At 38.5% G+C, this 26,068-nt stretch carries 24 protein-coding genes and 1 pseudogene; 11 read left to right on the top strand and 14 right to left on the bottom strand.

The features are described 5' to 3' along the window. The first annotated feature begins 18 nt into the window (after positions 1-18). Positions 19-2,058, top strand: a complete 2,040-nt coding sequence (locus PGY05_RS04355) for a DNA methyltransferase (protein WP_270475416.1) — start codon at positions 19-21, stop codon at positions 2,056-2,058. 2 nt (positions 2,059-2,060) lie between these two features. After that, positions 2,061-4,724 (top strand): DEAD/DEAH box helicase family protein, encoded by a 2,664-nt coding sequence (locus PGY05_RS04360; RefSeq protein WP_270475417.1) that lies wholly within the window; start codon positions 2,061-2,063, stop codon positions 4,722-4,724. 221 nt (positions 4,725-4,945) lie between these two features. Here PGY05_RS04360 and PGY05_RS04365 read toward each other — a convergent pair whose 3' ends face one another. From PGY05_RS04365 to PGY05_RS04390, 6 genes are all read right to left on the bottom strand, one after another. After that, positions 4,946-5,245, bottom strand: coding sequence for a type II toxin-antitoxin system RelE/ParE family toxin (locus tag PGY05_RS04365; protein WP_055248365.1), 300 nt, complete (start codon positions 5,243-5,245; stop codon positions 4,946-4,948). 1 nt (position 5,246) lies between these two features. Continuing rightward, positions 5,247-5,495 carry a type II toxin-antitoxin system prevent-host-death family antitoxin gene (locus PGY05_RS04370; protein ID WP_021905858.1) on the bottom strand — a complete coding sequence of 83 codons (249 nt, stop codon included), beginning with the start codon at positions 5,493-5,495 and terminating at the stop codon, positions 5,247-5,249. 127 nt (positions 5,496-5,622) lie between these two features. Further along, positions 5,623-6,678 carry a helix-turn-helix domain-containing protein gene (locus PGY05_RS04375; RefSeq protein WP_270475418.1) on the bottom strand — a complete coding sequence of 352 codons (1,056 nt, stop codon included), beginning with the start codon at positions 6,676-6,678 and terminating at the stop codon, positions 5,623-5,625. Between the two features lie 162 nt (positions 6,679-6,840). Continuing rightward, the gene (locus PGY05_RS04380; protein ID WP_270475419.1) at positions 6,841-7,428 is read right to left on the bottom strand and encodes a helix-turn-helix transcriptional regulator; all 588 of its coding nucleotides are present in this window, start codon (positions 7,426-7,428) and stop codon (positions 6,841-6,843) included. A gap of 199 nt (positions 7,429-7,627) precedes the next feature. Further along, positions 7,628-8,002 carry a TnpV protein gene (locus PGY05_RS04385; protein WP_195479127.1) on the bottom strand — a complete coding sequence of 125 codons (375 nt, stop codon included), beginning with the start codon at positions 8,000-8,002 and terminating at the stop codon, positions 7,628-7,630. 4 nt (positions 8,003-8,006) lie between these two features. Then, entirely contained in the window at positions 8,007-8,693 is a 687-nt protein-coding gene (locus PGY05_RS04390) for a hypothetical protein (protein ID WP_270475420.1), read from the bottom strand. 21 nt (positions 8,694-8,714) lie between these two features. Here PGY05_RS04390 and PGY05_RS04395 point away from each other — a divergent pair. Further along, positions 8,715-9,068: pseudogene (locus PGY05_RS04395) on the top strand (helix-turn-helix domain-containing protein); the annotation flags it as partial. 669 nt (positions 9,069-9,737) lie between these two features. Here the strand turns inward: PGY05_RS04395 and PGY05_RS04400 are convergent. From PGY05_RS04400 to PGY05_RS04435, 8 genes are all read right to left on the bottom strand, one after another. Further along, complete coding sequence (locus tag PGY05_RS04400) at positions 9,738-12,416, bottom strand: DUF4116 domain-containing protein (protein ID WP_270475421.1); 2,679 nt, start codon at positions 12,414-12,416, stop codon at positions 9,738-9,740. A gap of 181 nt (positions 12,417-12,597) precedes the next feature. After that, on the bottom strand, positions 12,598-13,890 hold the full coding sequence (locus tag PGY05_RS04405; protein ID WP_117502880.1) for a plasmid recombination protein: 1,293 nt from the start codon (positions 13,888-13,890) through the stop codon (positions 12,598-12,600). Positions 13,891-14,019: 129 nt separating this feature from the next. Further along, positions 14,020-14,295, bottom strand: coding sequence for a hypothetical protein (locus PGY05_RS04410; RefSeq protein WP_021869279.1), 276 nt, complete (start codon positions 14,293-14,295; stop codon positions 14,020-14,022). A 74-nt stretch (positions 14,296-14,369) separates the two neighbouring features. Beyond that, the gene (locus PGY05_RS04415) at positions 14,370-14,603 is read right to left on the bottom strand and encodes a hypothetical protein (RefSeq protein ID WP_055168133.1); all 234 of its coding nucleotides are present in this window, start codon (positions 14,601-14,603) and stop codon (positions 14,370-14,372) included. A gap of 100 nt (positions 14,604-14,703) precedes the next feature. Then, positions 14,704-15,834 (bottom strand): AAA family ATPase, encoded by a 1,131-nt coding sequence (locus PGY05_RS04420; protein ID WP_055168131.1) that lies wholly within the window; start codon positions 15,832-15,834, stop codon positions 14,704-14,706. After that, on the bottom strand, positions 15,831-16,154 hold the full coding sequence (locus PGY05_RS04425; protein WP_021869175.1) for a plasmid mobilization protein: 324 nt from the start codon (positions 16,152-16,154) through the stop codon (positions 15,831-15,833). Before PGY05_RS04425 ends, PGY05_RS04420 begins: the two co-directional genes overlap by 4 nt. Further along, positions 16,138-17,238 (bottom strand): site-specific integrase, encoded by a 1,101-nt coding sequence (locus PGY05_RS04430; protein ID WP_021869174.1) that lies wholly within the window; start codon positions 17,236-17,238, stop codon positions 16,138-16,140. The genes PGY05_RS04425 and PGY05_RS04430 overlap by 17 nt, the downstream gene beginning before the upstream one ends. Positions 17,239-17,258: 20 nt before the next feature. Continuing rightward, on the bottom strand, positions 17,259-17,438 hold the full coding sequence (locus PGY05_RS04435) for a DNA-binding protein (RefSeq protein ID WP_021869173.1): 180 nt from the start codon (positions 17,436-17,438) through the stop codon (positions 17,259-17,261). A 217-nt stretch (positions 17,439-17,655) separates the two neighbouring features. On the opposite strand from PGY05_RS04435, the gene PGY05_RS04440 reads away from it, so the two are divergent. The 8 genes from PGY05_RS04440 to PGY05_RS04475 all read left to right on the top strand — a co-directional run bounded on the left by PGY05_RS04440 (position 17,656) and on the right by PGY05_RS04475 (position 26,050). Next, positions 17,656-18,216: a helix-turn-helix domain-containing protein gene (locus PGY05_RS04440; protein WP_021869172.1), complete on the top strand. Its 561-nt coding sequence runs from the start codon at positions 17,656-17,658 to the stop codon at positions 18,214-18,216. 404 nt (positions 18,217-18,620) lie between these two features. Next, positions 18,621-19,796, top strand: coding sequence for a MarR family transcriptional regulator (locus PGY05_RS04445; protein ID WP_023921589.1), 1,176 nt, complete (start codon positions 18,621-18,623; stop codon positions 19,794-19,796). Between the two features lie 2 nt (positions 19,797-19,798). After that, positions 19,799-20,329, top strand: coding sequence for a hypothetical protein (locus PGY05_RS04450; RefSeq protein ID WP_005333547.1), 531 nt, complete (start codon positions 19,799-19,801; stop codon positions 20,327-20,329). Positions 20,330-20,461: 132 nt separating this feature from the next. Then, complete coding sequence (locus PGY05_RS04455) at positions 20,462-21,310, top strand: MerR family transcriptional regulator (RefSeq protein ID WP_117470887.1); 849 nt, start codon at positions 20,462-20,464, stop codon at positions 21,308-21,310. A 328-nt stretch (positions 21,311-21,638) separates the two neighbouring features. Next, positions 21,639-22,166, top strand: coding sequence for a DUF5697 family protein (locus PGY05_RS04460; RefSeq protein ID WP_117536971.1), 528 nt, complete (start codon positions 21,639-21,641; stop codon positions 22,164-22,166). Positions 22,167-22,172: 6 nt separating this feature from the next. Then, complete coding sequence (locus tag PGY05_RS04465; protein ID WP_117536972.1) at positions 22,173-22,874, top strand: DUF6100 family protein; 702 nt, start codon at positions 22,173-22,175, stop codon at positions 22,872-22,874. A gap of 109 nt (positions 22,875-22,983) precedes the next feature. Then, positions 22,984-24,090, top strand: a complete 1,107-nt coding sequence (locus tag PGY05_RS04470) for a hypothetical protein (protein ID WP_022415648.1) — start codon at positions 22,984-22,986, stop codon at positions 24,088-24,090. Next, the gene (locus PGY05_RS04475; RefSeq protein WP_270475422.1) at positions 24,080-26,050 is read left to right on the top strand and encodes a VirD4-like conjugal transfer protein, CD1115 family; all 1,971 of its coding nucleotides are present in this window, start codon (positions 24,080-24,082) and stop codon (positions 26,048-26,050) included. Before PGY05_RS04470 ends, PGY05_RS04475 begins: the two co-directional genes overlap by 11 nt. The last annotated feature ends 18 nt before the right edge of the window (positions 26,051-26,068 follow it).

Raw genomic sequence — 26,068 nt, forward strand, 5'->3', positions numbered from 1 at the left:
TACTATGGAGGCTTTTCAATGTTTGGAGAATTTGAAAATGTGTATGATGTTTTAAAAAATGATGATAGATTAGTTGCATCTGATGGAACATTAATGAAAAATAGAATATACGAATTATCATCAAAATTAGATGAAACATTTTTACAGCTACTTTTAGATAATGAAGTTACTAAAAATATGTTTTTTAAGAATGTAAATGGTATCTTTGTTTTTGATTCACAAAAATTCAATTGGGTAATTGATAGCAAAGAATTTTTACCGGATTCTTATTCTGAATACAAAAAAGATATTATGCTTGTGGACGATAATAATAACTCTATTTCCAAAAGGGATAATGTTGTTCTTTCTTTTCCTTACAAAGATTGTATATTGGAGATGGACTCAACAGAGGAAACAGAAAAGCGCAAAGAAGTGTTTTTCAATGAAACATTAATGAAGAAGGAAATAGATACATTATTGTCTCCTAAAATTTTTGCTAATGTAAAAAGAATAAGCAAGGATGGAGAAGAAGCTGCTGTTGATCTTCAAAATGACAATTTAATTATTAAGGGTAATAATCTTTTATCAATGTATAGTTTGGTTCCTAGATACAAGGGTAAAATTAAATGTATGTATTGGGATATTTTATATAATCGTGAAAAAGATTATGTTCCATACAATGATAGTTTTAAGCATACTTCTTGGCTTACTATGATGAAAAATAGATTAGATGTTTCAAAAACTTTACTGAAAAAAGATGGCGTTATTTTCTTGCAATGTGATGATACAGAAATGCACTATCTAAAGGTATTATGTGATGAAATTTATGGAAGAGATAATTATGTGAATACATTATCTATTAAAATGAAAAACCTTGCAGGAGCTTCTGGCGGAGGAGAAGATAAGAGGTTCAAAAAAAATATTGAATATATTTTGATTTATGCAAAAGATTATGAGAGTTTAGAACCATTTAATGGGGTATATGTATATACAGAGATGTCAGAGCTTATTGAACAATATATTGAGAATGGTGTTGATTGGAAATATAAAACTATTTTATATGATGCTGGTGAAAAAGAATATATTGGTTCAACAGTAGATGGTACTGGAAATGAAATCAAAGTATATAAAAGAATAAATCCAATTTATAAATCAATTAAACAAGCGGCAAAAGACGAAAATATAACAGAAAAAGAGGTTTATTCTAAGTATGGGACGAAAATCTTCCAAACAACAAATGCCCAATCTTCAATCAGAACAAGAATTATAGATTATAAAATTGAACAAAATATTCAAGAAGATTTATTATCAATTGAGTATATTCCTAAAACAGGAAGAAATAAGGGAACTTGGTATGAACAATTTTATAAAGGGGATAAGTGTAGATTATTTGCTTGGTTAAAAGATACAAGTGAAGAAAAAGATGGTATCTTATATAAAAAAGAAATGCAGGGAACATATTGGGATTTTACTGGTGCAATGAAAAATGTCAATAAAGAAGGTCAAGTTCAATTGGCAAACGGAAAGAAACCCGAAGAACTTGTTGGTGCAATTCTTGATTGTTGTATGAAGTCCGGAGATATTGTTTTAGATGCTTATTTAGGTTCTGGAACTACTGCGGCCGTTGCTCATAAAAAAGGCCTTACCTATATTGGATTGGAGCAATTAGACAAGCATATTGAATTAGCAAAAACAAGATTATCTAATGTTATCAATGGTGATAAATCAGGAATTTCTTCTGATGAAAATTGGAATGGTGGTGGTTCATATATTTATTGTGAACTTGCAGAGAATAGTCAAACTTATATAGATAAAATTTATAAAGCAAATACCATTGAGGAATTGGTTGATATATTCAATTTCTTGAAGGAATCAGAATTTATTTCTTATAGAGTAGATATTAACAAGATGAAAGATGATGACTTTATTCAATTGTCAATTGATGATGCTAAAAAAGTGCTTATAAGTATTATTGATAAAAATACTTTATATATTAATTATTCGGATATGGACAATGAAGATTATGTTATCGATGATAATGATAAAGCATTTACAAAAGACTTTTATGAGGGGGTATAGTTATGCCTGATATTGATAAGAGTAAATTCAAATATTATCAAATAGAAAAGCAATTTAAAGAAGGGTTTGTTGAAAGACCGGAAATACCAGAATATATTGTTAATAATTTGAACCATAAATTTGAATTAAGAGAATATCAAAAAGAGGCTTTTCAAAATTTCATTACATATTTTGAAGATGATAGGTTTAACCATAATAAGCAAATTTGGACTTTGTTTCATAGTGCAACAGGTAGTGGAAAAACCTTAATTATGGCTGGTTTAATTTTGTATCTTTATAAAAAAGGTTATAGAAATTTTATCTTTTTTGTAAATCAAAGTAATATTGTCGCAAAGACAAAAGAAAATTTTAAAAATGAATATTCAAGTAAATTTTTGTTTGAAAGAAAAATTGTAATCGATAGAAGGACTGTTGAAATCAATGAAGTAAAATCATTCCAAAATATTGATGATACAAGTGATGATATTAATATCCTTTTTACAACTATTCAAGATTTACATGGTAAGCTCAATAATATAACAGAGTATTCTATTTCATATGAAGATTTTGATGATAAGAAAATAGTATTGATTGCAGATGAAGCTCATCATATTAATGCTGCGACCAAGAAAAAATTATCTGCTGCTGAAAAAGAAGAGGACAGAAATTGGGAAGATACAATCAATAATATTTTTAGAGCAAATCGAGATAATGTTTTATTAGAATTTACTGCTACTTGTGATTTGAAAAATCCTAACATTTTAGAGAAATACTGTGGAAATCCTGCAGAAATCATTTTTAATTATACATTGTTGGAATTTAGGGCTAGTGGATATACAAAAGATTTATTTAATTTAAGAACTACTTTAGACCCAATAACAAGAACTATTCAAGCAATGCTTCTTAGTCAATATAGATTGAAACTTTTTCAAGATAATCATATCCATGATATGAAGCCTGTTATTCTTCTTAAAACAGATGGAACAACAGATAATTGTGATGCTTTCTTTGAGAACTTCAAAGAATATATGAAAAATGAACTTGATGAAAATGTGATTGCTATTATTAGAAATCAAGCGAAAGACATCATTAAGGAAATGTTTGATTATTTTGATTCTCATGGTTTGACTAATAGATTATTAGTTGATGAATTAAAACAAGAATTTTCAGAAGAGCATTTGATAAAAGTTCATAGTAAAGTTAAAAATATAAACGATTTACAAGTAGAATTAAATGATTTGGAAAATCCTAGAGTTCCATATAGAATGGTATTTACTGTTGATATGTTGCATGAAGGTTGGGATGTACTAAATTTATTTGATATTGTACGATTATATGATGAACGAAAGGATGGTACAAGTGTTTCTCCTGTTACAACTCAAGAAGCACAATTAATTGGTAGAGGGGCAAGATATTTTCCTTTCAAGCTAAATCAAGAAATTATCGGAGCTGAAAATGAGCAATACAAAAGAAAATTCGATGCAATTCCAGACAATCCTTTAAAAGTTTGTGAAACATTATACTATCATTGTATTGATAATTCAAAATATATTTATGATCTGCAAAGAGCATTAGAAGAAACGGGATTTAAACAGATTAATGAGGAGGTAAAATTTGAATATAAATTGAAAAAAGATTTTATCGAAAGCGATATTTACAAGTACGGAAAATTGTTTATAAACTCTTATGAAGAAAAACCGGCTGCGGAAATATCAAAAATACCTGATACCTTTACAATAATGTCTAGTACAAATTTAGTTAAGAGATCCTCTGTTTCGAAATTATATGAGAGAATAGAAGAAGAAAATACGATAGATGAAAAAATTGTCGAGCGTACTCACAAAGTAACCAAAGTTGACAAAAGAATTTTATTAAAGGCATTAAGAAAATTTCCTGTTTATGAGTTCTCAAGATTAAAGTCATATTTCCCGTTATTAAAATCTCATAGCGAATTTCTATCTTCTAAAGATTATGCAGGCAGATATGAATTTGTAACAATAACATCTGGAGAACCAACTAATGAAGATATTTATCAAGGAGCATTAAGATTATTTGAAATATTGTCTAATAAGATTCTTTCTATAAAAGCACCGTTACAAGGAACCCATGTATTTAAAGAAATAAAATTATCAGATTATATTGTCGATTCTCCAAGAGAGAAGAAATACGATAATAATGAAATTGAGCAAAAAGAAGGTGAAGGAATTTCTCAAAATGCACCTAATATTAACCCAGCTTACAGATATGACTTATCAGATAAATCCTGGTTCGTATACGATGATAATTATGGAACAACCGAAGAAAAAAGATTTGTAAGATACTTTGCAACACAAGTAGAAGAATTAAAGAAAGTATATGAGACTGTTTACTTGATAAGAAACGAAAGAAAATATCATTTATATTCTTTTGATGATGGCAAAAGATTTGAACCTGATTACATTTTAATACTCGGTAACAAATCAACAGTGGTTGAACAACAGCAGATTTTTATCGAACCCAAAGGTCAGCACTTAATAGACAACGATATCTGGAAAGAACATTTCCTTTTACAATTAGAAGATGACTCAAAATGTATAGCTTATCCAGGTTATGACAATTATTCCGTCAAGGGATTACCATTTTACACTCACAATGTAAAAGAACAACGATTCAAAGAATATTTTGAAAAGCTTTATAAACACAACTAATTTCAAAAAACTGCAAGCATTTTGCAAGCACAGAAAACGGGAAGTCTTGATTTATAAGGCTTCCCGCTATTTTTACATTATTCAAACTCGCAAATAAAATCTTATCACTATACACTTTTGTATAGGGATTATGGTTCTATCTGGTTTTATATGTGTTCCACTGTCCAAAGTCCACAGACTGTACTGAACGGTGTTATCAATTTGTTATCACATCTCTGTTATCAATCAAAGATTCTCGTGATATCCTGATATCGGTTAACTACACGATAAATCTCTACATATTCGTTACCGACCTTGTAGATAATAACATAATCTTCCCATATCGCATATTTATAATCTGTCCGAAAGCTGACCCGTTTGGAGAGATCCGACCCCATTTCAGGAAACATCTGAAGGTTTTCAAATTTACCGTAAATTTCCTTTATGGTCTTTGCTGCATATTCTTCGTTATCTTCAGCAATATAATCTCGGATGTTTTTCAAATCCTTTGCAACAATCGGATTGATCCGCAATTTTAACATCTTATTCCCCCACAAGTGCTTTCAGTTCGTCCAGATCCAGCCAACCTTCGCCATCTTTCACTGCTTCTTCAGCTTCCTGCAGCTTCAAGAGAAGCTTTTTCTCTGCACGGTCACGCTCATAATCTTCAATATCCATGACAACGAAACGTCCTCTGCCATTCTTAGTCAGATATACCGGTTCTCCTTTATGACAGTTTTTCAGGACTTCATTATAATTTCTCAAATCAGATACTGGTAAAATATTTGCCATATTCTTTCAGCTCCTTCCTTTGATTTTAAATTGTTTCTGCTACTTCTATTATACACAAAAAGCTGTAAAATTCAACGTAGATTTTTACAGCTTTTATTTTATCATTTCTATATATTTTTATCGCAATCTATTTCAAATATTGAGAAAAAATCGCCTCCAATTCTTTATTTCCTTTCAAAAATTCATACTCTTCTTTATTTTCAATTTCTGCAGCTAATGCACGAACAAAATTATTTCCAACGCCTGAAAAAGACTTTCCCTGTACTGTATCCACATATCTGTAATATAAAGGTGATTCCACCATCTTCCATGGCTTCTGTGACTCCATCAGCACTTCTTTTATCAACTGAATACATTTTTCTACATCCTTTCGATACACGGCAATCAATAGATATGGTACTACTTTACCGTAATCCCACAGACCAAATAACGATACCATATGTTCTGTGATTTCGGCAATCTCCTCTGCTTTACAATGATTTCCGGTTTCTTCTTCCATTTCTATCAACTTATACAGATAGTTTTGTATATTCGTAACTGTCTGCATCAGTTTTCCCTCTAAAAAGAACGCTGCAATATCTGTCCCTTCCTGGTGTGCTAGTACATTCGTCTTCATAATTGTGGCATCTATCACAGTATCTGGAATTTTATCCAAAAAGATATTTGCTTCTTTATATTTTTCCATTTGTATATATTTCGCTGCAAGCATAAAAATACTGGAAATCCTTACCTTTTCATTCGGACTTTCAGCAGTTCGTTCCAGCCATTCAACAATCACATTATTGCATTCCAACTTTTTCTCATCATCGACATCGGATAAAGTTAACGCCGCATTTAAAACAGTAGCAATTGAATAAATCAACGAATCACAATGAGGATATTCCTTTATTTTATTTTTTCCCATCTCAAAAGCTTTTATAAAGCTATCCAATGAAACTTCCGAAAGCTCATTCACAAATTGTCCAATCTCTTTTTCTGTCAATTCTTCACGAAATGAAAATAGTTCATTCATATCAATTTTTAATAATCGAGCAATTGCCGGAAGTAATGATATATCTGGATATGTGTTTCCTTTTTCCCATTTATTTACCGCAGGAGTAGAAACGTCCAAATAATCCGCCACCTGTTCTTGTGTTAATCCCGCAGTTTTCCGATAGTTTTTTATCTTCTCACCAATTTGCATTGTTCCTACCTCCTGTTTATATTCTCATTATAGTATTTCTAATATGTGTTTACAATTGAGCCTTCGTTTAATTATGGCTTCGATTTCTTAACTACCGGTTAAAATCTGCGAGAAAAATGCTCTATTTTATAATTCTACAAATCAAAATATCCTTAAATTTAATTAATTCAAGAATACGTGCATCAGTACTCCAATTAAGAAGCAAATCATCGCTGTAACACCCGCACTGATAATAACCTTTAATATATTTTGATAAGGACGTTTTCCCACTTCAACTGCCTTATGAAGTTCATCCAATTTTTTTCCCTCCGTAAATGCAACAATTTCCTTATAGGTTTGTATATCATTTTTCTTTTTTAGTTTTTCAATCTTTAACGCCCAGTACATTGTAATAATAAATAAAATCCCAAACGGAATATACGCATACCTTCCGAGCCACATAAACAAAGGTACTGCCGATATAATCAACACGGCCAAATGAACTGTATAGATGGAACCATAATAATTAAACTTTTTAATTTCTTGCTCGCTAATAATTTCTTTCATTTTCTCTATATCTCCTTTAATTAATTGATCGAGAGATGCATTAAACAATGAACTAAGAAGTAACAAGCTATGAATATCAGGATAACTCTTTTCGTTTTCCCAATTAGAAATTGTCTGTCTTGTTACATATACCTTTTCTGCCAATTCCTCCTGTGATAGATGAAGCTCTGTTCGGTATTTTTTTATCTGTATACTCAGCTCCATATAATTTCCTCCCTTCGCAAGTAATTTGTTCTCTTGATCTAAACCAAGAATAATCATTTTTTCATTATCTGTCTATCAAAGATATTTTACTTAACGGAAAACACAATGTCAAAAGAGTTTTACACTACAAAACTCATACCTTTTCAGCAATTTTTATTTTCATCTTTGTAAAGAGCAGCCTTTCGACTACCCTTCCGACTCACATATATACCCTCTCTTTCAACACAATTTCTTCCGCACTAACTTTGATATTATTCATCAATCTAACCCACTTCATCTGATCCTGCCTCTTTAAGTTTTCGTTCACGCCCTGTTTTTCTGCCATCTGTTTCATTAACACTTCGACCTGCTCTGTTACTTCCTGGTCAATCTGATTCAGATGTGCTGTCAGCTTGCCAGATAATAACAAGTTTTGATACCGTATTGGTCTATACTCTTTCAAAAACTGTTTCCGTAACATTCCATATTTTCCATATGTCGCTTCTTCTTCATTCAATACCAGATCCGGCAAATAATAATCTCCACACAGAGTATAGCTTAATCCGTTCTTTTCATCATAAACGTGTTTTTCCATGATTTTATCTCTCCATTTCTCTATTTTTTGATTTATTTTTCTTACGCTGCTGATTCTCCATCTCACTCTTTTTTATTCCCCAGGCTAATCTTTCATGAATACTTCCCTTCGGCATTTGTTCCATCCGCTGCTTTTCTTCCAGAGCTTTCTCGTTACGAATATCCTGCTGTACTGCCGCATCTACCGTCTCTATTCCCAGAACTCGTACAACACGGTCATACCTATCAGAAACACCTTGCATTATATTCTTTTCTTCTGATAATTTATGATTTTCTTTACGCATATCATCCAACTCCTTCTGAATACCGTTATATTTTTGTTTCAGCTTTTGATATTTACTCTTCCAATTTTCCACCTCTTTTGTAAGTTCTTTAACCTGCGCAGCCATTGCCGCAACCTTATTTTTTATCTGAAGAAACAGCGGTTTGATTTTTTTGTCCCGGTAGGTTGCTGCCCGTTCCAACGTGCCAGCTTCCGGTAACAACATTTTAACTGTTCCATATTCTTTTATTTCCTTACTCACATTATCCATAATCGGCTGTAACTGTTCCCTGCGTTCTTCCAGGCTTTTTAATTGTTTTTCTGCTGTTTCTGCACACTTTTCTGCGGCTTTTTTATCTCTAAGCGCCTGTTCTTTACTTTCCTTCAAAAGCTGTACGTCTTCTCTGAATTCTGCGATTTGTACGGCCAATCCTTCGTTCTCTGCTGAGGTGCCCGCAGTCCAAAAGAAAACTATCTGAATGCACTGGCTGATATTTTTGATGTCTCTCCGCATGCACTGGCCGTCCCGGATATTGACAGCTATGTAGGACTTATGCATACCTTATTTACATTAGAAGACCTTTACAGACTTCATATTGGTGAGATTGACGGAGAACTCTGCCTCCGGTTGGACAAATCCAAAGGAACCACCTACCTTTCTATGTTTGATATGTTCCATGCATGGCAGAAACAAGCTGAAAAGCTAAAATCCGGAGAAATCACTCAGGAAGAATATGACCAGTGGCGGTATAATTATCCAAAAACTACAAATAAAAACCAACGAAAAAAGGCCTTACCAAATTGATTTCACTCAATTCAGTAAGACCTTTTTGTTGGTTTCACACATATTACCTGATAACCACAAGATTCCGGATAAATAATGCCAAAATCTCTCGTGTTATCATTTTGTTATCAAATAGAACTTTATCTGCCCTGAAATGCCCTGTTTATAAGGGATTCCAGAAAATTTTTTGTCCGTTATCACTCCTCATTATCCTGTTTTTTGCAATTTCCGTTATCCACCTCTCTTGCCCCTCGACACTCCATTTATGCCCCGAAAAGCACGAAAAAAAGAGCTTTGAAACTACTATGTGGTTCCAAAACTCTTTCTTTTATAGACTATTTCTTTTTACAAAAAACGGAATAATCGTGAGTGGTGATTAACAATTTTTATTACTCAAACTCGGCGTGTCCCTCGTTGTTATTAACTATATTTGTTTAAGTTTTATGCAAATACACACCGATTTTTACTTCGATTACATCATTTATTCTGGCTTGCTGATTTTCTGTTGCCAAAATGTTGCCACGCCTTTATTATAGCAAATCTTCGCAGATTGACAATACATTTTTGAAATGTTACGCAATAGAAGCCCGTTTTCGAGGATATAGGTATAAAGTATCACACCCTCTCCCACAGCGTTTGAAATTCCTTACAAAACAAGCATTTCAGAATGTCTAAAACGTAACATTACCATTAAATACTCTTTTCATCAATCATTAGTCTGTCATCTACAATTTCGTCAATTTTGTTCGATTGTTTAATCCTATTTACAAAATCGTAATTAAGTAATTCTTCATTCCAAAGACGTACAATATTTTTCTCCGCACAATACTGTAAACTTTTTATAATTCGAGAAATTTTATATAGATAACCTCCCTCATCATACATGGAATCTTCATTTTCCCATTCTTCCATCTGCCCCGAATACTGAATAGTCGGTAAATTATGCACAGATTCTTTTTCAAGCCTCAAATAATTATTAGCCATTAACTTGCAACTATCATGTGCTTGCAGTAAAGCCTTAAAATCTTTGTATACAATTCTTGATTTTACATCATAAGCAAAATATGGTGTCACTTTCCCATCTATCGGATTAACAAACAAATGACAATATGAAAATCCTTCTAATTCATTAGGTCTTTCTACATCAACAATGCAACCATGTATCTTTCCAGAACCGCCAAGATGTTTGATAAATTCGGAAATTCTCTGTTGACCTCCCACGTACCTGTATAGTAGTTGATTTACATTTTCCACATATTTTTTGAGGTTATCATAATAATAAGCTAAATCCTCTATCCTATTTCGTCCTAATCTCCCCAACTTTCCACCATTCATAAGATATAGTGATTTTCCTCTTGAACGTTTGGAGTATTCACAGTATATCAAAAATAAATATATACTATTTCTTTTTAGCATATAAATTGTTCCATCTTCCCTTTTAAATGACATGGAAACCAATTTCCCTCTGTTAAAATCAATATACTGCTCCCGTGTTATTTCATGTATTCCGTCTTGATAATAAGCAAATATATCATAATTATTATCACAATAGAAATATTTTAACCCAATATTCTTTGTTCTATATCCAATTTGGTTATCAGCATATATAGTTCTTCTATCGCTCACTTCATAAAAGTTTTGGTGATTGTGCCCATTCAAATATATCCAATACGGATTATGTGGTTCAGTATTCCAGTCTCCTTTTTTGACGTGTGTAAGGACAATAACTCTGCTTTTGTCTAAGCTTTTTAATATTTTGGTGTATATCGTATTAAAACGAATTGCCTCTTGTATATCTTTCCTCAAAGCTGCTTCTCTTGATAATTCATCAAAACTTTTCCCATATCGAATATTTGAGGCATTGAATTTTTCATTTAAACCACTAAATCCTATTCCACCCAAAATAATGACCGAACAACATTGAGACTTGCTCCTTATTTCTTCTTCACTCATTTTCAATATTTCTACTTCACTGAATATCTCACATTTTTTCCTATCTTCTACACACATTAAATCATTTTGTAAAAATATTATACCTAAATCATCAAAAAATTTCCTATATACTTCTATATTATCTTCCATGTCAATACAAGGATCCCATAATTCGTGATTACCAGGCACAACCACTATCTGATTTGGATTCCACCACTGTATAAGTTCGTTATAAAAAATAGCGGCAAACTCAAAAATAGATGAAGTATCTCCTGCAATCAGCAAATAGCTATTATATGGCCTGGTTCCAATGGAAGAAACCATACTTCTTGCTAAATACTTTATATATGAGCGTATTTCTTCTTTTGTTGCCTTATCCTTAAATTTATTGCAAACTCGATGTGCTAAGTGAATGTCACTAATATAAAAAAACGGAATATGACTAATATCAAATCGCTCATGTTCATCATCATCTATAGGTTTGGGATAACAAAATTCATTAGGTATCATAATCTCATTACTTCCCATAAATTCATCTGAATCTGTTTCCAAAATCTTTTTAATAGATGAAAAATATGTCCCGTCATATAATCCTTGTAATTGCAATATTTCACTATTGATAGTAGCACCATCAATATTATATTGCTTTAAATCTATTCCTTTAAAATCAAAATTTCTTAATTCTGCATCAAAAAGATCTCCATCTAAAAAGCTATAAAACTTGTCAAAGTCTCCAAATTCCATCACAACACAATATGATTCTTCTATCATCTCATTTTCATCAAATATTGAGGCATGTTGTCCACATACAACCTTAATTTTTACACAAAATTTTCCTTCTTCGGAATTATAATACTTGTGTATAAAATGTAATTTTCCTTTCGTTTTTTGATAGTTCAGAATATCATCAGCAATTTTTATCTGCTCTGGCATATACTGTGCAACAGAAAAATCTTCTTCCATACAACTTATACAAAACGCCCTCACATCTGGGCGGTTAGGCATATACATTAACCATTTAGAATTATGCTCTACAACCTTTTTAATTAAATCAATTTCTGTGTTATTGTCAAACAATTCATATCTTTTTTCTCGTGATACATATGATAAAGTACTTACATCTTTTTTAATAGCATTTATACAAATTCTCAATGTCCTAAAATTCTCTGGTACATTATTCAAAAGTTCCGGGTCTGCCTCAACTGCCAATTCGCACATTTTCCTCGTAATAAATTGACTAGGAACATACCGAAATGCCTGTCCATCCTTTTTTACCGCTGCTAAGCACATTTTTGAATCCAAACATTTTCTGGACACAAATTGTAAAGCTAAAGGATTCTGTCTAATAGCCATTTTGCAAATATCTATCGTTTGTTCCTTTTTAGGAATCTTTTTTAGTAACATACCATCCTTTTTTAATTCCTTTGTAATATCCATTCTCCCTTAACCTTTCTTCAGCCTTTATATTTTAATTATAACTTCTTCGTTTGAAAGAGTAAATGGAAATAGCAAATCCCCACCAGCCAGTCAAGAGTAAATTAACGGCTACGCCACTCTTGACTAACTGGCGGGGATTCGCTTCATGCAGCTAAGAGGTCTTTAAGCAGCCCTCCGCCTGTCAGCGGGCTTCCCGATTATGTTTTCTCCTTGCAGCCCGTTTCTGCTCGGCTTCTATCTGTTCCTGCTGCTTTACCCGGTCAATCACAGCATTAACCTGTTCAGAGCCGACCACAGCTTTTATACGCCCAAAATCTTCCACCACTATCCTCAATTCCCGGTTTTCCTCCAAAACTTCTTCCAGCCTGTTTGTCAGTCGCTCGTTTCCGCTCCGTTCCCTGTTATACGCCGCTTGCAGCTTTGTAAACTTATTTGAAATATCCAGATATGCCGAATAAACGGAGCGCATAACTTGTACAATTTTCTTTACCAGCGGTTTTGCTTTCTTTTCCCGATACGACTTTGCAGATTCCATAACCGCCGCTTCTGGAAGCGTCTGCTCCGGATCTGCGGAAAAGTCTGCCGCCAGCTTTTCCATGTTCTTTACCATAGGAGCAAGTTCATTCATGCGCTTCTGATATTTGTCCGCCTGTTTCTGTGCTTTCTCTGCTTCCTGCCGGGACTCCTGCAAATCTTCCTGTAAGGAACGAATCTCATCATCAACCTGTAACAACTGTTCATGCAAATCTTCGTTGATTTCTTGAAAAGTAGCGTTTTCTTCCTGCAATTCCGCTTTTTTCGTTTCCAGTTCTGCAACTTCCTTTGCCCGCTCCTTTTTTTCAAAATCCAAGACAGATAAATGCTTTTCATGTGTGCCTTTCTTCTCCCACTCAATCCCATGTTCCAGCATGACAGCGGCAAGCTGTTCTTTCTCATAAGCCACCCACTGATTTAATTCCGTTTCCCGTCTTGCGCCGCCTTTAAATCCGAGAGCAGATAACGCCTGTTTCAAAGAAACTCTTGTATCAAGTCCCCGCTTGCTTCCTGTCGTATACGGTACAAAATCTATATGCAAGTGGGGCGTTGCTTCGTCCATATGAAGATAGGCACTGAACACCCTCAACGTAGGATTTCGTTGCTGAAAGTCCTGCATATATTTATCCAACACTTTTACCGCAAGCTGTCCGTTCTCCGTTTTCGCTCCCATGTTGTCCTTATCCCCGATTTGCAGGATAATCTCATGGAATGGTTTTTCCTGCTTGCCGGAACAGATTTTCCCATAATAATCATCAATCCGGCGGTCACTTCTAGTCTGCTTCTCATTGTACCGGGCGAGTGCTTCATCAAACAATTCGTGATATACGTCCTTAATATTTTCGTTGCAGTATTCCACGTTCAGACAGCTTCTTTCCGGGTCAGTATTCTTTGCATGAAATTTTCTGCTGTTATGGTTGACAGAGCCTTTTCCTGTCATAAAGCTGATTGTTCGCTTCAATCAATATCCTTTCTCCCTGTTCGGGTAATCAGCGCCGGATACGGCGCATAAGCTTTGTTACTTTCGCCGAAAGTAACGCAAAAGCACTTTTGACAGCCGTTCCGTCCATCAAAAGCTGCCTTTGCGCTCTGCCGAGGGCTTTTCCGTCCTACGGACGGGCGGCTGTTCCCGCCGCTTTGCTTCCGCCATAGCTTTTCGGATAGCCGAAAGTACGTTTTCTACTGTACATTCCTCCCACCCACACAGCCATACCAGCGTCCGCATTTCTGCCGCAGTCAGTTCCACATCTCCAAAGATTTCATTGAATGCGGCAATCCTACGGGCTTCATTTTCGTAAAAATATTTGTTCACGTTCCGGGTTCCCCATTCCGGCTGAATTATCATCAAATCACACCTTTCTCGTTATCTGCTATCCACAGGAGCGTGACACGCTCCTGTCTGTTATCATCAAAGGAAAACTACCAGCGGAAGCTATCCGGCACTCCACGTTTTTCCAGATATTCCTGTCTGGCATTTTCCCGTTCTTCCTGTGTGGGCGCAGTCTTATATTTCGCATATAATTCATGGCGCACCAGAGAATCCAATTTCTGCTCCAATCCCTGCCGGATTTCATTCAGACAATCATCATCTTCCATTAGATGATAGCGGAGCAGAGATACAAACAATTCATAAGGAATTTGCACGTTTTTCATCACTTAATCCTTTCTGCGTCGGTTTGCGTCGATAGCGTCAATATTTTCTATACCAGCCCACTGTAAAAAATACCGTCGCAACCGACGCATATCGTCGCTTTTACTCTCTCGGCTCAAGCCGTTTCAGAACAATCTTCCTTTCATGCCCTCGCTTATTGTCATAGAAAATTCCATAGTTATTAAGCAACTGACTATTGACTACATTCAATTTTCTGGAAAGCACGTTTGCCTGTATCTGCATATCCGGCAACTGGCTCACAAGTTCTGTTGCTGTCCCCTCCCATTCCGGCTTATCCTCTGTCAGAAAATTGTTGATTGCTTCCAGCAGAGGATTCGGCGGTTGTTTCCACAGTTCCGTCTCCGCCTTTTTAAATTTCCAGACGCAGCACTCCCGGTCAAACTCTATGGTCAGTTCCTGATCCGGCTGGTCACGCCCCACAATATCCAGCACCGCCTCATTGTCAGTACGCTTTTTCTTGTGCATGATAAACGCCCCGTCTGCCGCTCCAAGCAACCCATTTGTGCCGGAAATCATATCAAAGCTGTCCTCGGATTCCAGCTTGCGTGTGTGATGAACCACCAGCAGGCAGATACCGTATTTATCGCTGAACGATTTTAACTTTGTCACAATCTCGTAATCACTGGAATAGCTGTACCTGTCCCCGCCAACCTCACGCACTTTCTGGAGCGTGTCAATGATAATCAGCCTTGCGTCTGTATGCTCTTTCAGAAATTCCTCTAATTGCCTGTCTAATCCCTCATTCAAGGTCTTTGCCTGTGTCGCAAAGTACAGGTTATCCGCACATTCCACACCGAACATACCGGAGAGTCGGCGCTGAAGCCTTGCGTAATCATCTTCCAGTGCCAGATACAGCACCGTCCCCTTTCGGACGGGATAATCCCACAGTGGAAGCCCCATTGCCACATGGTAGGCAAGCTGCCCCATAAAGAACGATTTTCCAACTTTCGGCGCACCTACAAAGAGGTAAGTACCGCCGTAGAGAAACCCGTCCACAACCGGTGTTCTCGGTGGATATACGGTATCATACAGTTCCGTCATGGAAACGATTTGAAGCCCGCCGCTCCTGGATTTCTCCGGGTTTTGTGCGGCTTGCAGATTGATTTGTGCTGTTTCATTTGCTATAATTTCTTTGTGATTTTTTGTATTCGGCTGTTCCCTATCTGCGCCAACAGATAATACGGGAGCAGTCGTTTTTATTTTTTCTGTCATTCATCTTCTCCTTTCAGACCGTCTAATGTGATTCCGATTACCTGTAACGTATAGAGCAGTTCGTCATTGTCCGGGCTTAATGCTTCCAGCCGCTTCAATTCCTCGTAGATAGCCGCCATTTGATTTTTCAGAGCCTTATACACCCTCGGATTACCCTGTACCACCACGTCCCGGCACAGCAGCCGCCTTGTGATGTAGTCCTGCTTCGTCAATCCCGACAGTGCCACCAAATCGTTAAGCAGATTCGCTTCCTCGTTCGATACCCGGAACGCTACTGTATGATTGCGCCACCGCCCTTTGTAATCAAGTGTTCTTTCCATTTGTATCCTCCTTTGTCATTCGCTCCATTTCCAATTTTTCTGCCATTTCCGTCTGCACCGTAGGGAATAAATGAGCATAGCGGTAAGTGATTTTCTCCGCTTCATGCCCCATGCGCTCCCCAATCGCCAACACCGAAAATCCCATGTCGATTAACAGAGAAACCGCACTATGACGAATATCATGCACACGAATCTTTTTCACCCCTGCCTGCTTCGCCCCTCGCTCCATCTCATGGTTGAGATAGGATTTCGTGACCGTAAACAACCGCTCGTCTGGCTGAATGTCGTAAAGCATTTTGATATATTCCCGTATTTCCTCACAGAGAAATGGCGGCATTTTGATTGTACGGTTACTCTTTTTTGTTTTCGGACTTGTGATAATATCCCGCCCTTTAGATCGGTGAAACGTCTTGCTGATTGTGACTGTCTGCTTCTGAAAATCAAAATCAGCCGGAGTGAGTGCCAGCAGTTCGCCGGAGCGGATTCCGCACCAGTAAAGCATTTCAAAGGCATAATAGGAACGGGGCTTATCCATCATGGCTTCGGAGAATTTCAGATATTCCTCTTTCGTCCAGAAGTCCATTTCTTTCGGAACCTCATTTCCCATTGTGCCGGCCCGCCTTGCCGGATTGTAGGGCAGGTTATAGAAGTTCACAGCATGGTTGAAAATTGCTGTAAGCTGGGCGTGTATGGTTTTCAGATAATCCGCCGAATAAGGCTTCCCTTTCTCGTCCCGGTACGCCATGAGTTCATTCTGCCATGCGATAATGTCTTTTGCTTCAATCTCCGCTATCTTCCGATTTCCGAAATACGGTAAAATCTTTGTGCGGATTACATGGCTTTTGGATTCCCATGTGCTTTCCTTGACACGCTGTTTCTTGTCGGCTTCGTAAACCTCAAAGAAGCTGGCAAATGTCATATCCAGCTTTGCACCTTGTTTCAGCATGGCTTCATGTTCCCACGCCTGTGCTTCCCTCTTCGTAGCAAATCCTCGTTTCTGGGTCTGCTTCCGCTCCCCTTTCCAATTCGTGAAACGATAGATTACCCGCCACGTTCCTGTAGCATTGTCTTTGTATACAGCCATTCAAATCATCTCCTTTCCGCTTAATCGCTGTAACAGACCTTTTTATGAAAAAATGTAGCGTTCACACGACCAGCCACCGTCAGATAGCCCTGTTTCTGTAATTCTGCGTTTAGTTCCCGCACAATCTGGTAGGCTTTTGACTTTGACACCCGCAGTTCCGCTGCCACTTCCTCCACAGTCATAAATGATTTTTCTGCCATTCAGTTATCCTCTCCTTTCTTTATTTAACTGTTTTTGTTTAAGTTATATTCATGATACTAAATAAATTCCGTTAAGTCAAGTGGTTTGCAGAAAAATCTTAACTTTTTTTATTTAAGTTCCTCTTGCTATTCCTATTGCACAATGTTATACTAACTTCAACAGAAATGTTTAAGTCAAGAATGGTTGTATCACTATAACTACAACGGAGGTTTTATTATGGCAATCGGCAAACGAATCCGCTTTTTCCGTAATCGGAAAGGCATGACGCAAAAGCAGTTAGGCGAAATCCTCGGTTTTCTCGGAAAGACCTCTGATGTCCGTATGGCACAGTATGAATCAGAAGCCAGAACGCCGAAGCAAGACCTTGTAAAAGAAATGGCAAATATCTTTGATGTCAGCCCACGAGCAATCACAGTCCCGGAGATTGACAGCTATATCGGGCTTATGCACACACTTTTTGCGCTGGAAGATATGTATGGACTGAAAATCGGAGAGATTGACGGGGAAGTGTGTCTGCGGTTGGACAAGTCCGACTGTTCCACCTATTCCTCCATGTTCAAAATGTTCCACGCATGGCAGGAACAATCTGCCAAGCTGGAACGGGGCGAGATTAGCAGAGAAGAATACGACCAGTGGCGATACAAGTACCCAGAACTTGACACCTCTGGACATTGGGGGAGTGTTCCCTCGCAGGCGGTCAGTGATATGCTTGCCAAAGAATTTCAGGAAATCGAGAAAGAAGAAAAGAAAGCGTCTAAAAAGAAAAAGCAGAAATAAGCATAAAAAGACCTTGCCGATGTTCAGTTTCCATATCTGAAAATCAGCAAGGTTTTTCTCTTATTGAAGTATTCTGTTATTCAGTGAGTGATACCCAAAATGTTGCCAAATCGTTGCCAAGGCTTAAACAAATTTGCTTGCAATCAGCATAAATAAAGGCTTTTTCAAGTTCATTTCATCACTCAAACTCCAGATTGACAGTACGGAGTATTAACGCATATAGACGATTTTAAAGGCTTTTTAACCAGTTAAGAGCAACATAGCCACATAATCTAAATTTTAAAAATGCAATAAAAATGCAATGAGTGAAACGACTACTTGCTATACTTCCATCGGCTTCTTCTTGATACCAACACTATGAAAAGTCCGATTACAATTAAATATACTTTGAAAGGAAGATCACCATGAATTACAAATTAGAACTCAAACAAATCGTGGAATTTCCACGCTGTCGCATTTACCGTGACTTCATACAAACTTTAATCACTACCAAGAGCATCCGAACTACCGGGGGCTCTTTTCTTTTTTATTATCTGGTATTATGCTCCTATGCAAATTACCGCACATCCTACCGCCGGATGGAACACATTACCTATACCATTGGTCCAGGAGAGTGGATCTGCACAGTCACAGATCTTCAGGAATGGTTTCGCTGCCGTTTCCAACATCAAGCGTTGTCCATCCTTCGATTTTTTGAAGAGCAGAATTACATTACCTACTCTCTTCTCGGCAAAAACCGCCTGGTCAAATTCAAAATATCAGACTGGCCCAAAGACAATACCGTATTGGAATACAACTATCCCTGTAAAAAAGATACAGGGTTTTTCTTTTTCCCGATTGCCAAAGTTCACGAACTAATTGGCATTGGAAAATGCTCGGAAATGGATGTTATTCTGGATCTGTGGATTCATGCAGTTTACAACGATTCCTCTGTCCTGGGATCTGATTCCGGTCCCATTGTCTATTACCGGGATAATACCGGAAATCCCCTTACCAGCTTTAATGAACTGGGTGAAAGGTGGAGTCTGTCAAAGGCATCGGTATCACGACTCTTGAAGAAACTGGAGGAAAAAGAATACATTACACTTATCTCATTTACAGGAAAACACGGAAGCGTAATTTATCTCAACAATTACCTGTCCGTGATGTTTAATATCAGCGACGTTATGATTGACAAGGAGGAGATCGCTATGAAGATGCAATTACCAATCCATGTACCTGAAGAAATCACTATTGAGGATTCTGCTTCTGTTAGCGTTTCAGAAACTGTCACAGACTCACAAATCACCGTTACAAAAAATGATTCCTGCGTTCCAGATTCACACATGAAATTTATCGTGCAAAAAGTCGCAGAACTATTGGATTCACAAGGGATTCCATGTTGCCACTGCTCCAAAACCCGCTATATATTATCTCCATTATCAGCCTGCAAAGATATATTTAATACATTTACTCTAAATATTATCTGTCCCTACGGAAATGCCGCTTATCGGTTTGAGTTGTCCGTAAGTCCGGGGGATGAGTCTGCCCAAAAGATGCCTGCCGTGGCAGAGCCTTCTGCACTGAAAGGGGGGGAATAGACATGGCAAACCGCAATACACAGGGATTTCCTTCACCCGAAGAAGATCCACGTTTTCACGACACCTATCAGTTTTTACGCAGATACCGGGATGCAACCTACAGCCTGAAGGTAGTCGTACACCAGATGGAGCACCAGTTTAAGCTCCAATACGACAATGACATCGACAAATTTCTGGACTCCATCTATGCTGCCGGGGCTGATCTTACCGGAAGCGACATCGAACAACGGGCAAAAAGTATTGCCAGAAGCAACCAGATGCTGAAGCTTTTGGAATCATCCATCGATCTCCTCCGGAACAATCACAAGCATGGGGAACAGTATTACTGGATTCTCTACTACGCTTTTCTCTCTCCACAGGAAATGAAAAATACAGATGAGATATTGGATAAGCTGGCTCACCACATCACCAATATTTCCTACCGCACCTATTACCGGAAACGCAGGGCTGCGATTGAAGCACTCAGTACCATCCTTTGGGGATTTACTGCAAAAGAGACATTGGATACGCTCAACAAGTTCTTTCCAGAGTAATACATATCGCCTATCTTCTCGGCTTTTCGTAATATCATAAAAATGTTATACTAAAAAATGCAAAATATATATTGACTCTCACGGAACGTCATAGCGTACAGTTATCTTATCAGGAACAGGAGGTCAGCAACTATGAGGACAGTCAAAGAAATATCAGGACTTACAGGTATCAGCGTTCGCACGCTTCACTATTACGATGAAATCGGGCTTTTAAAACCAACACAAAAAAGTGATGCGGGATACCGGCTTTATGACGATAGGGCATTGGAAATATTACAGCAGATTCTGTTTTTCCGTGAGTTTGACATTCCTTTGAAAGAAATCAAAGCTGTTCTGGAGAATCCTGCTCTTGAAAGGAACCAGATCTTGCAAATGCAGAGAAAAATGTTGGTAGCAAAGAAAGAACGTATGGAACATCTGATTGCCAGCATTGATGATATCCTGAAAGGAGAGAATAAAATGGATTTTGCGATTTTTAGTAAAACGGAAGTTGAAGAAATGTTCCAAACTATGTTTGAACATATGCCTGACAATATGAAAGAACTTGCTGTAAAAGAGTTTGGAAGCATTGAAGAATGGAAAAAGCATTATATTAAAACAGTTTCATCAGAAGAAATGCAGAAAGGCTATGCTAAAGTTGTTGAGTGGTATGGAGGAAAAGAGCAATTCCTGTCTGTTGCCAACAATCCTATTAGCAAAGAGGCTGCAGAAAGTTACAACCAACAATTTGACAATCTTTTATACAAATTAGCAGCTAAAAAAGTATGTTCACCAGATTCTTCTGAAGTAAGAGAACTTGTTTCCGAATACGGTTTTCTTATGAAACAACTTTCACAGATAAAGAAAGAACACGGTCTGATGGTTGCACAGGCTCAATATTACCGTAATGAAAAAATCAAACCTATGATAGATGAAAAATACGGCAATGGTACAGCCGAATTCTTCGCACAAGCTTTCGAAGCATTTTATAAAGACAAGTAATCATTAGAACTACACAAAAGCACAACAATACACCATGCAGGGAATCAAAATGGTTTCCTGCTTTTTTTATGCCAACCAGTGAAAATGGCACAGAAATGACCTGCTTCTGCGATTGAAGCGTAAAATTACCCATGCTACAATAGGTATTGCTTATAGTTTTCCTTATTTCCAGCACCCATAGATGGTGCTTTTTTTGTACCTGTAAATTCAATCGCTGACAGCAGGTTCTATGTACTTTGTACGTACACTATACCTACAATACCAAACGTATTCTGTACGTACAGCCATACGTATAAAGTTTCCTATTATATATAGAAGGGAGTCAATCATGAAAACAAGGAACGAAATCTATCAAGGAGAGGGAGCCAAGCTCTTACGGTTCATTACCACTTACCATACTCTGAAGTATGACCAGGTTTTACAACTTTTCTCCCGACATGAGCAGTCTATCAAGTCATTGGTTACCAGCCTCATCAAACAAGGGCGCATCATTTACGATAAAGAGCATGACCTTCTTTGTGACAGCCAGCAGTCTGCTGAGAATCCTGACTATGCTATAATTACATGCTTTTGGGTACTGCTGGATTTTAAGAAAGGTATTGTATACCACACCAGTGGCGAATTTCCAATCAAGCTCAATTTCTTTTCGCAAGATGAACAATACGAAATCATCTATATCGGTGAAGAACAGGAGGCTCTGATCAATCATGTGATGGAAAGTATCCCATCAAATGGTTCCAAACGCCTGATTGTCTTAGAATCCGAAAGCCAGGCTGCCAAAATCACCATTGATGATGTAGCCGCTTACTGCCTTGTAAATGAATCCGGTGCTGTCAGTTACTACATGAGAAAGTAGGTTATTATGACGCAAAATACACCAACCATTTACCAGCGGCTTGAAAAACTGGAAGGGGAGCTGCAAAAACTGACGAATACCGTTTACGCTCTGAAGGTCACTGATATCCAGAATTATGATAAAAATTTTGAGGAACTGAGCGTCAGTGCTGCTCTTCGGGCGGAGCGGATTGCCTGCCAGATGCGTAACCTTGTCTGTCCGGCTCTCTCCCCAAATCAAGCAGTTTATCTTCCCAAAGCGGCAGATGCACAGGGAATGCGGATTGCAGAACAGCAGGGGATTCTCACCATTACGCTTCCCGGACTGCTTCCGAAACGAAGAGTCCACACAAACACTGCATTTCTCCATGAACCGCTTAATTATATGCTTCGGGAGTATGTAAAACAAAATGCCCTGCCCCTCTATCGTGACTGCGTGATATGTTTCAGTCAAATATATGACAGGGAACTTCCTCAAAGACGTATCCGGGATTATGACAATCTGGAGTTTAAACAGATTCTGGATACACTTTGTACTTATGTTCTGACAGATGACAGCGGCTTTTTCTGTGATTCCTACTACACGACACAGCTTGGCTTAAAGGACTGTACACTAGTATCGGTTATGGAAAAAGCTGACTTTCCGAAATGGCTGCAGAACCAGAAAAATCATCACGAAAGCATGTCGGAAAATCTCCTGACTTCTCAGGCAGAAATCCGACATCGGTAAGAACCACCGCAGGGAACTTTGTTTTCTTGCTTTTTTTATCTCCAAACCACCAGAGATTTACCCAAGTATAGGCTTGCATGGGTAAGAACTGAATTGAGGTGATGCTTATTTGATAAGACCTGACACTACGAAATACCGCTTACTGGAAATGATAGGGATGTGCGGGGAATTTCCCGCAGACCAGCTAAACAGACTCATCCCAAGTGCCTCCTATGCGGAAAAACTCATTACGGATTTGAAGGCGGAACACCTCATCCGTACCCACTACCGGGATGCTCTCAGAGGCTACCGTCTTACAAAAGCTGCGAAAGAAATGCTGTTATCTGTCTCGCCGTTACGCTTCCAGTGCTATCTGACCGGCAATACCGAGACGAACCTCATCCGAAGTGAAGTATCCCGACGTATCCGCTTACATCAGAAAGCCGAAACGTATCTGACACTCCTTCATGCCGGGATTCCCTTTTATCCGGATGTAAAACCTGACATCTTCTGTAATCACCGCGAAGCTGGTTCCATCGGTATGCGAAGCCTTCCTCTTTTTTACGCTTCCAGAGAAATTAAGGAATTGGGCCCGGAGACCACGAAGATTAGGAACTCCCGCAGCATGGGCATCCTGATGGCACCGCAATGTGTCTATGTCCTTTACAACACGGGAAACGGAGTCCTGAAATGGGAATATCGAACGGAAGTCCGCTTAAACGCCTTCCTGCAGCATTACCTGCAAGGCTACCCTTACAACGGACATCCACAGATCCGGGCAATCATGACCGGAACCGACATGGAAATGGCTTTCCGGCTGTTTACCAGTACAGGAGGCTACAAAAAGAGCCTGTTTATGCTGGACACCTCCTTCGAGCATTTCCATTACCTTCCCAATACTCCGGAAGGGGAAGTGCTTTTAAAACTGCTGGTTCACCCTGAGATCATGGAAAAGCTGGACAACCTCCTGCTGTCCGATCTGGGCTGCCGCAGCGATTCAATTCCACTGGAACATGATGCCACGGATGCTTCCGGGAACCCCATCCTTCTTGCTTATGATTTTGACATGCAGCGAATCAACCGGTTCAATACCGGCTTAAATGTATACGGCAGATCCGGGAACCTGATCTGTTTCGATTTTCAGATTCCGGTCCTGAAAAAATACTTAACTGCCACAATCCATTTCTCCAGTATTGACCTTTGCAAATTCAAAAGGGGGTTTTTACATGAACCGTAAATGGTGGAAGCTCATTTATATGCTTCCGATCACCTTCTGCACCCTCTATGCAGGAGGCTATGTTGCTCAATTTATCCGCAACTATCAGACCTGGGAATCTGCCGGCAATTTTGCTGGAAACGGAACTGCCCCGCAGATTCCCTCCCCGCACCCGCTCGCCTGTCTGGATGCCCTGACTGCTTTCCCGTACAATCTGTATGGGATTTTTCTATGTCTGGCAGCTTTTGGACTCCTGACCTTCCTTCTCATGCGTATGGGATTTGACCGAAACGGGGAAATAACAGACCGGGACCGGAACCTGAATTATTCCACAAAGGGAACCTATGGGACTTCCGGTTTTATGACTTTGGAGGAAATGCATCAGGTACTGGAGCTTACGAATGATGTCAAGAAACACAAGGGAACCATTCTTGGAAAACTGAACGGAAAAGCCGTTTGTCTCCCGAAGGATACCCGCATGAACCGGAATATTGCCGTTTACGGTGCCAGCGGTTCCATGAAAAGCCGGGCCTTTGCACGCAACATGATCTTCCAGTGTGTTGCCCGCGGGGAAAGCCTCATCATCACCGATCCAAAATCGGAATTGTACGAAAGTACAGCCACTTACCTTGAGAATGCCGGATATATCGTGAAATCCTTTAATCTTGTAAACCCGGAAAACTCGGATAGCTGGAATTGTCTGGGTGAAATTGGCGGACAGGAAACCATGGCACAAGTATTTGCTGATGTCATCATCCAGAATACCGGTTCTGCCAAAGGCGATCACTTCTGGGACAATGCCGAGATGAACTTATTAAAAGCTCTGATTCTCTATGTGGATCAGGGATTCCCACCGGAGGCAAAGAATATCGGACAGGTATACAAACTCCTGACCATGAGTTCTGAAAAAGAACTGAACAGCCTCTTTGACCTGCTTCCGGTCTCCCATCCGGCAAAAGTCCCCTACTGCATCTATAAGCAGGCAAGTGACACGGTACGTTCCGGCGTCATCATCGGACTCGGTTCCAGACTTCAGGTATTCCAGAACAAGCTGATCCGCCAGATCACTTCCTATGATGAGATCAACCTGACGCTGCCGGGAAAAGAAAAATGTGCATACTTCTGCATCACTTCGGATCAAGACAGCACTTTTGATTTTCTTTCTTCCCTGTTTATGACCTTCGTATTTATCAAACTGGTCCGTTATGCAGACACCTATGGGGAAGATGGAAAACTGCCGGTTCCGGTACATATCCTGGCTGATGAGCTGGCGAATACGGGAGCAATCCTATCGCTCAACAAAAAGATTTCCGTGATCCGAAGTCGAAACCTCAGTATTTCCTGCATTTTCCAGAACCTGCCTCAGATGCAGAACCGGTATCCCTTAAACCAATGGCAGGAAATCATCGGGAACTGCGACACTCAGCTATTTTTAGGCTGTACGGATGAGGTAACTGCTACATTTATCTCTAACCGCTCCGGTGATGTGACCGTTGGTGTCAGCAGCGAAGCCAAACAATTAAATAGCTGGAGGGTATCCGATTATACACCGGAATACCGCCAGACCAGATCCATCGGGAAACGAAAGCTCTTAACTCCGGATGAGATCCTGCGGCTCCCGCTGGATACTGCACTGATTATCCTGCGTGGTCAGAAGGTACTGCAGGTAGAAAAATACGATTACACCCTGCACCCGGATGCCCAAAAACTCATTCCCCGGAAGGCTTCCGAACATATTCCGGAATGGAGAAAAGGAGCATGTAGTGAAGAATATACGTACACTCCAACTATTCCTGCTTCCCACCCGAAAAAAACCGCTTCTTATGGAAAGCAGAAAAAGAAAAAAGCTGAACCGCACTTTGACCAGCAAAGCGTTTATCAGGAACCTGGCTATCACGATTTCCCGGATGACTTCTCAGCAGATAACTATTCGGATCACACAGACATGGTTCCTTTAGATAAAGATTCTATCATGTCATAATTTGAAAGGAGACACTAT

It is taken from the genome of Coprococcus sp. AF51-11b1 (assembly GCF_027682785.1).
GTDB classification, from domain to species: Bacteria; Bacillota; Clostridia; order Lachnospirales; family Lachnospiraceae; genus Allocoprococcus; species Allocoprococcus comes.

Coding starts and splice junctions, on each gene's coding strand:
- PGY05_RS04355 (WP_270475416.1), top strand. CDS start 19: ATGTTTGGAGAATTTGAAAATGTGTATGATGTTTTAAAAAATGATGAT.
- PGY05_RS04360 (WP_270475417.1), top strand. CDS start 2,061: ATGCCTGATATTGATAAGAGTAAATTCAAATATTATCAAATAGAAAAG.
- PGY05_RS04365 (WP_055248365.1), bottom strand. CDS start 5,245: ATGTTAAAATTGCGGATCAATCCGATTGTTGCAAAGGATTTGAAAAAC.
- PGY05_RS04370 (WP_021905858.1), bottom strand. CDS start 5,495: ATGGCAAATATTTTACCAGTATCTGATTTGAGAAATTATAATGAAGTC.
- PGY05_RS04375 (WP_270475418.1), bottom strand. CDS start 6,678: ATGCAAATTGGTGAGAAGATAAAAAACTATCGGAAAACTGCGGGATTA.
- PGY05_RS04380 (WP_270475419.1), bottom strand. CDS start 7,428: ATGGAGCTGAGTATACAGATAAAAAAATACCGAACAGAGCTTCATCTA.
- PGY05_RS04385 (WP_195479127.1), bottom strand. CDS start 8,002: ATGGAAAAACACGTTTATGATGAAAAGAACGGATTAAGCTATACTCTG.
- PGY05_RS04400 (WP_270475421.1), bottom strand. CDS start 12,416: ATGGATATTACAAAGGAATTAAAAAAGGATGGTATGTTACTAAAAAAG.
- PGY05_RS04405 (WP_117502880.1), bottom strand. CDS start 13,890: ATGACAGGAAAAGGCTCTGTCAACCATAACAGCAGAAAATTTCATGCA.
- PGY05_RS04410 (WP_021869279.1), bottom strand. CDS start 14,295: ATGATAATTCAGCCGGAATGGGGAACCCGGAACGTGAACAAATATTTT.
- PGY05_RS04415 (WP_055168133.1), bottom strand. CDS start 14,603: ATGAAAAACGTGCAAATTCCTTATGAATTGTTTGTATCTCTGCTCCGC.
- PGY05_RS04420 (WP_055168131.1), bottom strand. CDS start 15,834: ATGACAGAAAAAATAAAAACGACTGCTCCCGTATTATCTGTTGGCGCA.
- PGY05_RS04425 (WP_021869175.1), bottom strand. CDS start 16,154: ATGGAAAGAACACTTGATTACAAAGGGCGGTGGCGCAATCATACAGTA.
- PGY05_RS04430 (WP_021869174.1), bottom strand. CDS start 17,238: ATGGCTGTATACAAAGACAATGCTACAGGAACGTGGCGGGTAATCTAT.
- PGY05_RS04435 (WP_021869173.1), bottom strand. CDS start 17,438: ATGGCAGAAAAATCATTTATGACTGTGGAGGAAGTGGCAGCGGAACTG.
- PGY05_RS04440 (WP_021869172.1), top strand. CDS start 17,656: ATGGCAATCGGCAAACGAATCCGCTTTTTCCGTAATCGGAAAGGCATG.
- PGY05_RS04445 (WP_023921589.1), top strand. CDS start 18,621: ATGAATTACAAATTAGAACTCAAACAAATCGTGGAATTTCCACGCTGT.
- PGY05_RS04450 (WP_005333547.1), top strand. CDS start 19,799: ATGGCAAACCGCAATACACAGGGATTTCCTTCACCCGAAGAAGATCCA.
- PGY05_RS04455 (WP_117470887.1), top strand. CDS start 20,462: ATGAGGACAGTCAAAGAAATATCAGGACTTACAGGTATCAGCGTTCGC.
- PGY05_RS04460 (WP_117536971.1), top strand. CDS start 21,639: ATGAAAACAAGGAACGAAATCTATCAAGGAGAGGGAGCCAAGCTCTTA.
- PGY05_RS04465 (WP_117536972.1), top strand. CDS start 22,173: ATGACGCAAAATACACCAACCATTTACCAGCGGCTTGAAAAACTGGAA.
- PGY05_RS04475 (WP_270475422.1), top strand. CDS start 24,080: ATGAACCGTAAATGGTGGAAGCTCATTTATATGCTTCCGATCACCTTC.